Origin of the sequence: Pantoea sp. Cr_R13 (assembly GCF_029222565.1) — a bacterium.
GTDB lineage: Bacteria > Pseudomonadota > Gammaproteobacteria > Enterobacterales > Enterobacteriaceae > Pantoea > Pantoea eucalypti.
The window spans coordinates 783,585-795,757 of record NZ_JARHXL010000013.1; the positions used below are offsets into that span (position 1 = coordinate 783,585).

A 12,173-nucleotide genomic window follows, 5' to 3' on the forward strand; every position below is an offset into this window, starting at 1 on the left:
TCGGAGCGTTAGCGGGTCATTATCAGACCTTTTTCGCCTTCTTATCAGCCTTGATTCCTTTAACCGGCTGCTCAGCAACCGCCTGAGCGACGCTTGAGAACGGTTCAACAAATTCACGACCGTAGAAAGTGTCGAGCATAATCTGTTTCAGCTCAGCAATCAGCGGATAACGTGGGTTAGCACCGGTACACTGGTCATCAAAGGCATCATCGGCCAGTTTGTCGACTTTTGCCAGGAAGTCCGCTTCCTGCACACCCGCTTCACGGATGGAGGTCGGGATACCCAGTTCAGTTTTAATCTCATCCAGCCATGCCAGTAACTTCTCGATTTTTTGCGCAGTGCGGTCGCCCGGTGCGCTCAGACCTAAATGGTCCGCAATTTCAGCGTAGCGACGACGGGCCTGCGGACGATCATACTGGCTGAAAGCGGTCTGTTTAGTCGGGTTGTCATTGGCGTTGTAGCGAATAACGTTCGAGATTAACAGCGCATTAGCCAGGCCGTGAGGGATATGGAATTCTGAACCCAGTTTGTGCGCCATTGAGTGACAGACCCCAAGGAAGGCGTTGGCGAACGCAATGCCGGCGATAGTGGCAGCATTGTGCACACGCTCACGCGCAACCGGATTTTTCGCGCCTTCAGCATAACTGGCTGGCAGGTTCTCTTTTAGCAGTTTGAGTGCCTGCAGTGCCTGTCCATCAGAGTACTCATTTGCCAGCACAGAAACGTAGGCTTCCAGCGCGTGGGTCACTGCATCCAGACCACCAAAGGCGCAGAGTGAACGCGGCATATCCATCACCAGGTTAGCATCGACAATTGCCATGTCCGGAGTTAACGCATAGTCAGCGAGTGGATATTTCTGACCTGTTGCATCATCGGTCACCACGGCGAACGGTGTGACTTCTGAACCGGTCCCGGAGGTCGTGGTGATGGCCACCATCCGTGCTTTTACGCCCATTTTCGGGAATTTGTAGATACGTTTACGGATATCCATGAAACGTAACGCCAGCTCTTCGAAGTGGGTTTCCGGATGTTCGTACATCACCCACATGATTTTCGCGGCATCCATCGGTGAACCGCCACCCAGTGCGATGATGACATCAGGCTTGAAGCTGTTCATCTGCTCGGCACCTTTACGCACGATGCTCAGCGTCGGGTCAGCTTCAACTTCGAAGAAGACTTCGGTTTCGATGCCGTGTGATTTCAGCACGCGGGTGACCTGGTCGGCATAGCCGTTGTTGAACAGGAAACGGTCAGTGACAATAAAGGCACGTTTCGCGCCATCCGTTGCCACTTCTTCCAGCGCAATAGGCAGTGAACCCCGACGGAAGTAGATGGATTTAGGAAGTTTATGCCACAACATATTCTCAGCTCGCTTGGCGACAGTTTTGGTATTAATCAGGTGTTTTGGACCGACGTTCTCTGAAATAGAGTTACCGCCCCATGAACCACAACCCAGCGTCAGAGAGGGGGCCAGTTTAAAGTTGTAGAGGTCACCGATACCGCCCTGTGAAGCCGGCGTGTTGATCAGAATACGCGCAGTTTTCATTTTGTCGCCGAAGTAGTGCACGCGCTCAGTCTGGTTGTCCTGGTCGGTATAAAGGCAGGAGGTGTGACCGATACCGCCCATCGCGACCAGTTTCTCCGCTTTATTAACCGCATCCTGGAAATCTTTCGCACGATACATCGCCAGCGTTGGGGAGAGTTTTTCATGGGCGAAAGGTTCAGATTCATCCACGAGTTTCACTTCACCAATCAAAATTTTCGTGTCTGCTGGTACGGTTAGCCCGGCCATCTCCGCAATTTTAAATGCCGGTTGACCCACGATGGCCGCATTCAGGCCGCCGTTTTTAAGGATGATATTCTGAACTGCGCTCAGCTCGGCGCCCTGCAGCATGTAACCACCATGGCTGGCAAAACGTTCACGCACTGCGTCATAGACAGAATCAACCACGATTACCGATTGTTCAGAGGCGCAGATCACGCCGTTATCAAACGTTTTCGACATCAGAATTGACGCAACGGCACGTTTCACATCGGCGGTTTCATCAATCACCACCGGCGTATTACCGGCACCCACACCAATTGCCGGTTTGCCGGAGCTGTAAGCCGCTTTCACCATTCCCGGTCCACCGGTGGCGAGAATCAGATTGATATCGGGGTGATGCATCAGCTGGTTTGACAGCTCAACAGACGGGGCGTCGATCCAGCCGATAATGTCTTTAGGCGCACCGGCGGCAATCGCGGCCTGCAGGACGATATCTGCCGCTTTATTCGTCGCGTCTTTGGCACGTGGATGTGGCGAGAAAATGATACCGTTTCGGGTTTTGAGGCTGATTAGCGCTTTGAAGATGGCGGTTGAGGTTGGATTGGTGGTCGGGACGATACCGCAAATCAGGCCAATCGGCTCGGCGATGGTGATGGTGCCGAAAGTATCGTCGGTGGCTAACACACCGCAGGTCTTTTCATCTTTATAGGCGTTGTAGATATATTCTGAAGCAAAATGGTTTTTAATGACTTTGTCTTCGACGATGCCCATACCGGATTCGGCAACGGCCATCTTAGCAAGGGGGATGCGGGCATCTGCGGCAGCGAGGGCGGCGGCACGAAATATGGCGTCGACCTGTTCCTGAGAAAAATTGGCATATTCACGCTGGGCTTTTTTTACACGTTCAACCAGTGCATTGAGTTCAGCGACATTGGTTACGGCCATGGTGTTCTCCTGAAGGAAGTTAAACTTTTTTAGTAAACAATCCTGCGCCCTGAGTATAGCCACGCTCAAAAAATGCGCTATTTCACGATGTAATGACAGGATTTTCAACTGCTTACTGAATAAGTCTTGCGTTGTCTGTGAAGACGTTTTCATTGATGCCGCTAATGCTTCCGTTGTGAAAATATTACCTGGTTTGGGGTAGGGCAATTTTGATGCAGATCAATTTAACCGCAGGCTGACACCTTTCAGCACGGCGCTGATCCCTTATCAGCTCAAATGAACTTTCACATGCGGGCAGTCAGCCTGGTAGCGTCTAAATCCAGTCACTTTTTAATCTCTGGTGTAAAGCGCTAAAGGAGCGTTCATTCATCTATATAAATAGCTGGCTCAGCATCTGGCGTACGGGTCTGTTTTCACATACATTAGGCGCGTTTCCCCCCCTGTGGTACGGAGTTAAAGTCGTGAACCCTGCGCTGTTAGATTTATCAGGCTATATAAAATTTTTTGTCGGGCTCTTTGCGCTGGTCAATCCAGTGGGCATTATTCCGGTGTTCATCAGCATGACCCGATATCAGGGCGTGGCTGAGCGTAATAAAACTAACCTTACAGCTAATCTTGCGGTGGCCATCATTCTCTGGACGTCACTTTTTCTGGGCGATGCGATTCTGCATGTGTTCGGTATTTCGATTGACTCTTTCCGCATTGCGGGTGGGATTCTGGTCGTTACCATTGCGATGTCGATGATCAGCGGCAAGCTGGGTGAGGATAAGCAGAACAAGCAGGAAAAGTCAGAAACGGCGATTCGTGAAAGCGTGGGCGTTGTGCCTCTGGCGCTGCCACTGATGGCGGGGCCAGGTGCTATCAGCTCGACAATCGTCTGGAGTACCCGTTATCACAGCTGGCTGAACCTGATGGGGTTTACCCTGGCAATCGCTATCTTTGCCTTCTGTTGCTGGTTACTGTTCAGGGCTGCGCCATTAATGGTGCGTATTCTCGGCCAGACCGGCATTAACGTCATTACCCGTATCATGGGTTTGTTACTGATGGCACTGGGCATTGAATTTGTTGTAACCGGTATGAAGTCTATTTTTCCCGGTCTGCTGAATTAGACCTCACTTATTTCAGGCAATGAAATGAAGTAATGATCCGTAATGGTGCAAAATGGCCTTTCATTGCACCATTACGATGCAATTATTCGCGATACTTAAGAGAGTGGCACGATTATAAATTTCATTACTGCGTGTTTGCTCACAGACTTTTTCATGGGAAATAATGTCACTATTTTCACACGATATTCTCCTCTGCACTTTTAACTCTGCCTCATAATCCCCCACAATATTACGCTAAGCCTGAATTTCATCATGCTGAAGCCGGATTTATCAGTATGAATGCCAAAACTGGCACAATTTGTCACCTGATCCTGCTTCGCAAAGAGCTTTCCGGCTAAAACGCCTATTTTTCATATTGATATGATATTTTCAGAACGAAAATTAACACTTCCGCTTCGTGACATCTCATGATAAAAGAGAATTAGTTAACATTTTCGTTATTTTGCTTTGGCGCCCCTTAACGCCTTCTGATAATTTTTGGCTTAACGTGAATTTTTTCTCTGAAAGCCCAAAGTGAGAACGCTTTTTGCTTAAGCCTATCAGGATACTTAAATAAGGTTGGCGTTTCGGATGATTGGGATAAAGAACTTGCAGCAAAAGCGGTCCACACTCGCAGGTGTTCTGTTACTGGCGTTTTCACCGGCCTATGCCGCCACCGTTCCGCCGGGAACGGCCCTGGCTGCGCAACAGCAGATGGTGATTAATAACGGAAGCGAAGTCTCTTCACTGGATCCGCATAAAACTGAAGGCGTGCCGGAATCCAATATTATTCACAACCTGCTGGATGGTCTGGTCAATACTGACAACAGCGGTCAGGTGGTGCCAGGCGTCGCCAAAAGCTGGGAGAATCCGCAACCCACCGTCTGGATTTTTAATCTGCGGGATGATGCAAAGTGGAGCAATGGTGAGCCGGTAACCGCGAATGATTTCGTCTACAGCTGGCGTCGCCTGGTGGACCCGAAAACGGCGTCGCCTTATTCAAGCTATCCGCAGGCAGCCCATTTTGCCAATATCGATGCCATCCTTGCCGGTAAAGCGTCACCTGATCAACTGGGCGTGAAAGCGCTGGATGCCCATCGTCTGCAGATTACCCTGAGTGAACCGGTGCCTTACCTGGTCGCGATGCTGGCACATACCGCGATGAAGCCGGTTTATGAACCGGCCATTAAGCAGTGGGGTGAAGCCTGGACGCGTCCGGGTCATTACATTGGTAACGGCGCTTATACGCTGGACGACTGGATCGTCAATGAAAAAATCGTCCTGAAACGCAATCCACAATACTGGGACAATGCCCATACGGTCATTGAGCAGGGGACATTCCTGCCTATCGCCTCTGAAAACAGTGATATCAATCGCTACCGCAGCGGCGGCACGGATATGACCAACAGTGCGGTGCCACCGGAGATGTTTGGCAAACTGCGCAAAGAGCTGGGCGACGAAGTGAAAGTCAGTCCATTGCTCTGTACGTTCTACTACGAAATTAACAATAAAAAGGCGCCGTTCACCGATGCACGGGTTCGTGCCGCGCTGAAAATGACCCTCGATCGCGAAGTGATTGCCAATAAGATCATGGCCCAGGGACAAATTCCCGCGTATAGCCTGACTCCGCCTTTCACCGCCGGTATCAAACTCACGCCGCCTGCCTGGTTCACCTGGACGCAGGCACAGCGTAATGAAGCCGCGAAGAAGCTGCTGACCGAGGCAGGCTTCGATGCTGCCCATCCGCTGACCTTTACGCTGCTCTATAACACCTCTGATCAGAACAAACGGCAGGCGATTGCAGCCGCCTCGATGTGGCAGAAAAACCTTGGCGCGAAAGTGGCACTGCAGAATCAGGAATGGAAAACCATGCTGGAGACCCGCCATCAGGCGCAGTATGACGTGGTCCGTGCTACCTGGTGTGCCGATTACAACGAACCCTCAACCTTCCTGAATATGCTGATCAGCAACGCCTCGATCAACACCGCGTTTTACAGCAGCGCGACCTTCGATCGTCTGATGAAGGAAACGCTGACGGCGGGCAGTGAGGCGCAGCGCGCCGACCTGTATCAGCAGGCTGAAACACAACTCGACAAAGACTCACCAATTGTGCCAGTTTACTACCGCGTAAGTGTGCGCCTGGTAAAGCCCTGGGTTGGCGGCTTTACGGGCAAAGACCCGCAGGACATGACAGACCTGAAGTACTATTTCATCAAACAACACTGATCTGATCGCCCGTACGGCGAGACAGTCGGGAACGCATCAACGTACAGACCATTTTGGGGTCAATCTCCCTGGTAACAGGCCAGGGAGCCCGGAGACGGGGGACGCCGGGGCAGTGCATCGCCACGGTGACGATAATAAAACTGGAGTGTAATAATGAACAACATCACGAAAAAAAGCCTGATAGCAGCGGGTGTTTTCGCCGCAGTGAGTGCTTTGGCAGGGAATGCGGCTTTCGCAGCAAATGTGCCCGCAGGCGTTGAGCTGGCCGCTAAACAGGAGCTGATTCGCGGCAATGGCGATGAAGTGCAGTCGCTGGATCCGCACAAAATCGAAGGCGTGCCGGAAGACAACGTGGCGCGCGATCTTTACGAAGGTCTGCTGGTCAATGACAGCAACGGTAAACCGATTCCGGCTGTAGCGGAAAGTTACGAAAATAAAGACTTCAAAGTGTGGACGTTCCACCTGCGTAAAAATGCTAAATGGTCCAACGGCGAGCCGGTGACCGCGCAGGACTTCGTCTACAGCTGGGAGCGTCTGGTCGATCCTAAAACCGCTTCACCGTACGCCAGTTATCCGCAGTATGGTCATATCCTGAACGTCGATGACATCATTGCCGGTAAAAAACCGATTACCGATCTGGGCGTGAAAGCCCTGGACGATCACACGCTGGAAGTCACGCTGAGTGAGCCGGTTCCCTATTTTGATAAACTGCTGATCAACTCCGTAATGTCACCGGTTTACAAACCGGCGATTGAGAAGTTTGGCGATCAGTGGACTCAGCCACAGAACTGGGTCGGCAACGGTGCCTTTAAACTCGACGCGCACGTGATCAACGAGCGTATCACCCTGGTGCGTAACCCGAATTACTGGGACAACGAACACACCGTGCTGAACAAAGTCACCTTCCTGCCAATCAGTTCCGAAGTCAGCGACGTTAACCGTTACTTCTCCGAGAACGGCAGCGACATGACTTACAACAATCTGCCGATCGAGCTGTTTAAGAAGCTGCAGCGTGACAACGGCAAAGAGCTGCACGTCGATCCTTATCTCTGCACCTATTACTACGAAATCAACAACCAGAAAGCGCCATTCACCGATCCACGCGTTCGCGCCGCCCTGAAGCTGGGTCTGGATCGTGACATCATGGTTAACAAAGTGCTGGCGCAGGGCCAGAAGCCGGCCTACAGCTACACGCCGCCATCAACCGACGGCATGGACATTCTGCCGCCAGACTGGTTCAAATGGTCACAGGACAAACGTAATGCCGAAGCGAAAAAGCTGCTGGCTGAAGCCGGCTATACCGCCGAGAAACCGCTGACCTTTAACCTGCTGTATAACACCTCCGATCTGCATAAGAAGCTGGCGATTGCCGCCTCGTCGATCTGGAAGAAAAACATCGGTGTGAACATCAAGCTGGAAAACCAGGAGTGGAAAACTTTCCTGGATACCCGTCATCAGGGTAACTTCGATGTGTCGCGTGCGGCCTGGTGTGCGGACTACAACGAACCCACCTCATTCCTGAACACCATGCTGTCTAACAGCAGCAGTAACACCTCGCACTATAAGAGCGAGGCGTTTGACAGTGTGATCCGTGACGCGATTAAGGCGCCGGATGCGAAAGCCCGCGCAGTGGATTATCAGAAAGCGGAGCAGATCCTGGATAAAGACAGCACCATCGTACCGGTTTACTACTACGTAAATACGCGTCTGGTGAAGCCTTATGTCGGCGGTTATACCGGTAAAGATCCACTGGATAAAACCCTGGATAAAGACTTCTACATTATCAAACACTAATAGCATTCAGGCTATCAGCAGTGGCGGCGCGTCTGGCGCCGCCTTTTTTACTTATTTATATGTTGTGATGCAACAGCCTGGTAGGTACGGCAATGTTAAAATTCATCCTGCGTCGCTTGCTTGAAGCGCTTCCGACGCTGTTCGTCCTGATCACCATCTCCTTCTTTATGATGCGCCTGGCACCCGGCAGCCCGTTTACCGGCGAGCGCACCCTGGCCCCGGAAGTGATGGCCAACATTGAGGCGAAATATCACCTCAACGATCCCATCGGTAAGCAGTATGTTGATTACCTGCTGCAGCTGGCGCACGGCGATTTCGGCCCTTCGTTTAAATACAAAGATTATTCGGTCAACTATCTGGTCGCGCACGCGTTCCCGGTCTCAGCCAAACTCGGCCTGGCCGCGTTCCTGCTGGCAGTGATACTGGGCGTCACCGCGGGTGTAATCGCCGCGCTTAAACAGAACAGTATATGGGACTTCGTGGTGATGGGGGTGGCAATGACCGGCGTGGTGATACCCAGCTTCGTGGTCGCGCCGCTGCTGGTTCTGCTCTTCGCCATCACCCTGAAATGGCTGCCCGGCGGTGGCTGGAACGGTGGTCAGTGGAACTACATGCTGTTGCCGATGGTGGCGCTGTCGCTGGCGTATATCGCCAGTATTGCGCGTATTACCCGTGGTTCAATGATTGAAGTGATGCACTCCAACTTTATCCGCACCGCGCGCGCCAAAGGCTTGCCGCTGCGCCGCATTGTGCTGCGTCATGCGCTCAAGCCCGCATTGCTGCCCGTGATTTCCTACATGGGACCGGCGTTTGTCGGCATCATCACCGGTTCAATGGTGATTGAGTCGATCTACGGTCTGCCGGGTATTGGTCAGCTGTTTGTGAACGGCGCGCTGAACCGTGACTACTCACTGGTGATGAGCCTGACCATCCTGGTCGGTTTGCTGACCATTCTGTTTAACGCGATTGTTGACGTGCTCTATGCCGTTATCGATCCCAAAATTCGTTACTGATTGCGGAGTTCGCCATGATGTTAAGTAAGAAAAACAGCGAAGCTCTTGATGCGTTCAGTGAAAAGCTGGAAGTAGAAGGGCGCAGTCTCTGGCAGGACGCGCGTCGTCGTTTTATCCATAACCGGGCAGCTTTAATCAGTCTGCTGGTGTTGTTAGTGATCACGCTGTTCGTGATTTTTGCGCCGATGCTGGCGCATTTCACCTACGACGATACCGACTGGTCCATGATGTCCTCACCGCCCGATACCACATCCGGTCACTGGTTTGGCACCGATTCATCGGGACGTGACATACTGGTCCGTGTGGCCATCGGTGGTCGTATCTCACTGATGGTGGGCGTGGCGTCTGCGCTGATTGCGGTGATCGTCGGCACGCTCTATGGCTCTATAGCCGGTTACCTGGGCGGCAAAACCGACTCGGTAATGATGCGTATTCTGGAAATTCTCAACTCCTTTCCGTTTATGTTCTTCGTGATCCTGCTGGTGACCTTCTTTGGCCGTAATATCCTGCTGATTTTTGCCGCTATCGGCATGGTTTCATGGCTGGATATGGCGCGTATTGTGCGCGGGCAGACCCTGAGCCTGAAGCGCAAAGAGTTCATCGAAGCGGCGCACGTCGGTGGGGTATCAACCTGGAAAATCGTGGTACGTCACATCGTGCCGAACGTGCTGGGCGTGGTGGTGGTTTACGCCTCGTTGCTGGTACCGAGCATGATCCTGTTTGAATCCTTCCTGAGCTTCCTGGGTCTGGGTACACAGGAGCCGCTGAGTAGCTGGGGCGCGCTGCTGAGCGATGGGGCTAACTCAATGGAAGTGTCGCCATGGCTGTTGCTCTATCCGGCGGGCTTCCTGGTGGTCACGCTGTTCTGTTTCAACTTTATTGGCGATGGCCTGCGTGATGCCCTCGACCCGAAAGATCGTTAAGGAGTTTCCCGATGACTATTCATGAATTCCAGCCAGTGATGGCGGCCCGCGCGGGAAGCGAACAGCTACTAACGGTCAAAGATTTACGCGTGACCTTTGGCACGCACGATGGGGATGTTACCGCCGTCAACGACCTGAACTTCTCGCTGCGCGCCGGTGAAACGCTGGGCATTGTCGGCGAGTCTGGTTCTGGCAAGTCACAAACCGCCTTTGCACTGATGGGACTGCTGGCAAAAAATGGCCGCATTGGCGGCTCAGCGATGTTCAATGGCAAAGAGATCCTGAATCTGCCTGAGAGCCAGCTCAATAAACTCCGCGCCGAACAGATTGCGATGATCTTCCAGGATCCGATGACCTCGCTGAATCCTTATATGCGGGTAGGCGAGCAACTGATGGAAGTGCTTAAGCTGCACAAAGGGATGAACAGCGCCCAGGCATTCGAAGAATCCGTAAGGATGCTGGACGCGGTGAAAATGCCGGAAGCACGCAAACGCATGAAAATGTACCCGCATGAATTTTCTGGCGGAATGCGTCAGCGTGTGATGATCGCCATGGCGCTGCTGTGCCGCCCAAAATTGCTGATTGCCGATGAGCCAACTACCGCGCTGGATGTGACGGTGCAGGCGCAGATTATGACGCTGCTCAACGACCTGAAGCGCGAGTTCAACACCGCCATTATCATGATCACCCATGATCTCGGCGTGGTGGCAGGGATCTGCGACAAAGTGCTGGTGATGTATGCCGGACGCACCATGGAGTATGGCAGCGCCCGTGATGTCTTCTATCAGCCAGCCCATCCATACTCAATTGGCCTGCTTAATGCGGTGCCACGTCTGGATGCGATTGAAGGCGAAACCCTGGCCACCATTCCGGGCAATCCACCGAACCTGCTGCGTCTGCCGCAGGGCTGCCCGTTCCAGCCGCGTTGTCCGCACGCGATGGATATCTGCACTCAGGCACCGCCGCTGGAACCGTTTGGCAATGGCCGCCTGCGTGCCTGCTTTAAGCCGGTGGAGGAGTTAGTATGAGCACCGTAGCTGAAAAAAGAGTGTTACTGGAAATCGCCGATCTCAAGGTGCATTTCGACATTAAAGATGGCAAACAGTGGTTCTGGCAGCCATCAAAAACCTTGAAAGCGGTGGATGGTGTCAGCCTGCGTCTGTATGAAGGTGAAACCCTGGGCGTGGTGGGCGAGTCGGGCTGCGGTAAATCAACGCTGGCGCGCGCCATTATCGGTCTGGTTAAGGCCACCGAAGGTCGTGTCGCCTGGTTAGGCCGCGATCTGCTGGGTCAGAGCGAAGAGGAGTGGCGCAAAGCCCGCAGCGATATTCAGATGATATTCCAGGATCCCCTGGCGTCCCTGAACCCGCGCATGACCATCGGCGATATCATCGCAGAGCCGCTTCGTACTTATCATCCAAAAATGGCGCGTCAGGAAGTCAAAGACCGTGTCAAAAATATGATGATGAAAGTCGGGCTTCTGCCAAACCTGATTAACCGCTACCCGCATGAGTTCTCGGGTGGGCAGTGTCAGCGTATCGGCATCGCACGTGCGCTGATTCTGGAGCCGAAGCTCATTATCTGTGACGAGCCGGTGTCTGCACTGGACGTCTCGATTCAGGCGCAGGTGGTTAACCTGCTTCAGCAGTTACAGCGGGAAATGGGCTTGTCACTGATTTTCATTGCGCATGATCTGGCGGTGGTCAAACACATCTCTGACCGGGTGCTGGTGATGTATCTGGGGCATGCGGTAGAGCTGGGGACTTACAAAGAGGTCTACACCAATCCGCAGCATCCTTACACCCGTGCGCTGATGTCTGCTGTACCGATTCCCGATCCGGATAAAGAGAAGAACAAGGAAATTCAGTTGCTGGAAGGGGAGCTGCCGTCGCCGATCAATCCGCCATCAGGCTGCGTATTCCGCACCCGTTGTCCGATTGCCGGTCCGGAGTGTGCAAAAACCCGTCCGCTTCTGGAAGGCAGTTTCCACCATGCGGTATCCTGTCTGAAAGTTGACCCGCTATAATGCAAAACGCCGGGCACTTGCCCGGCGTTTTCTTATCTGCTTTGACGCTTATTCACGCCACAGGATATGACAGAGCTTGTGGTCTTTTTCGCGACACAACAATACGCGCGCAAAGACGTCGGTAATCGGTTCACCGTCCGCTTCACCCAACCCAATCACCACCTCGGCGAAAAAGTCAGGGTTCAGATCGAAATCGACATGATCTTTCCAGTCTTCTGACGGATCAAACAGCTCTGCGCCACCGCGCTCTTCGAACTGCAGATTGAAGAGAATGACGTCTGCCGGATCAAGATTGTCGACAGCCAGTTCGAGAAAGATATCGTAGGCTTGTTCCAGCGTTTCATCTTCGGTAAGGCGATTATTTAAATCCATAGTCTGTCCTGTCGGCCTGCG

Annotated in this window: 9 protein-coding genes; 7 read left to right on the forward strand and 2 right to left on the reverse strand. The window is 52.7% G+C overall.

The window, feature by feature from the left end:
* Nucleotides 1-22: 22 nt before the first annotated feature.
* Entirely contained in the window at nt 23-2,710 is a 2,688-nt protein-coding gene (gene adhE / locus P2R09_RS11375) for a bifunctional acetaldehyde-CoA/alcohol dehydrogenase (protein ID WP_008925293.1), read from the reverse strand.
* Between the two features lie 461 nt (nt 2,711-3,171).
* On the opposite strand from adhE, the gene P2R09_RS11380 reads away from it, so the two are divergent.
* The 7 genes from P2R09_RS11380 (at nt 3,172) to oppF (ending at nt 11,780) form a co-directional block, all read left to right on the forward strand.
* Entirely contained in the window at nt 3,172-3,819 is a 648-nt protein-coding gene (locus P2R09_RS11380) for a YchE family NAAT transporter (protein ID WP_003853931.1), read from the forward strand.
* 570 nt (nt 3,820-4,389) lie between these two features.
* Nucleotides 4,390-6,024 carry an ABC transporter substrate-binding protein gene (locus tag P2R09_RS11385; RefSeq protein ID WP_275769765.1) on the forward strand — a complete coding sequence of 545 codons (1,635 nt, stop codon included), beginning with the start codon at nt 4,390-4,392 and terminating at the stop codon, nt 6,022-6,024.
* Between the two features lie 153 nt (nt 6,025-6,177).
* A complete protein-coding gene (gene oppA, locus P2R09_RS11390) occupies nt 6,178-7,818 on the forward strand; it encodes an oligopeptide ABC transporter substrate-binding protein OppA (RefSeq protein ID WP_275769767.1) in 1,641 nt (546 codons plus the stop codon).
* Nucleotides 7,819-7,910: 92 nt separating this feature from the next.
* A complete protein-coding gene (oppB, locus tag P2R09_RS11395; RefSeq protein ID WP_003853929.1) occupies nt 7,911-8,831 on the forward strand; it encodes an oligopeptide ABC transporter permease OppB in 921 nt (306 codons plus the stop codon).
* A 14-nt stretch (nt 8,832-8,845) separates the two neighbouring features.
* Nucleotides 8,846-9,754, forward strand: coding sequence for an oligopeptide ABC transporter permease OppC (gene oppC, locus P2R09_RS11400; protein WP_003853926.1), 909 nt, complete (start codon nt 8,846-8,848; stop codon nt 9,752-9,754).
* Nucleotides 9,755-9,765: 11 nt separating this feature from the next.
* Nucleotides 9,766-10,782 (forward strand): ABC transporter ATP-binding protein, encoded by a 1,017-nt coding sequence (locus P2R09_RS11405; RefSeq protein WP_275769770.1) that lies wholly within the window; start codon nt 9,766-9,768, stop codon nt 10,780-10,782.
* On the forward strand, nt 10,779-11,780 hold the full coding sequence (gene oppF, locus P2R09_RS11410; protein WP_003853922.1) for a murein tripeptide/oligopeptide ABC transporter ATP binding protein OppF: 1,002 nt from the start codon (nt 10,779-10,781) through the stop codon (nt 11,778-11,780). Before P2R09_RS11405 ends, oppF begins: the two co-directional genes overlap by 4 nt.
* Before the next feature lie 48 nt (nt 11,781-11,828).
* On the opposite strand, the gene P2R09_RS11415 is transcribed toward oppF, so the two are convergent.
* Nucleotides 11,829-12,152 (reverse strand): HI1450 family dsDNA-mimic protein, encoded by a 324-nt coding sequence (locus tag P2R09_RS11415; RefSeq protein WP_003853921.1) that lies wholly within the window; start codon nt 12,150-12,152, stop codon nt 11,829-11,831.
* Nucleotides 12,153-12,173: the final 21 nt, after the last annotated feature.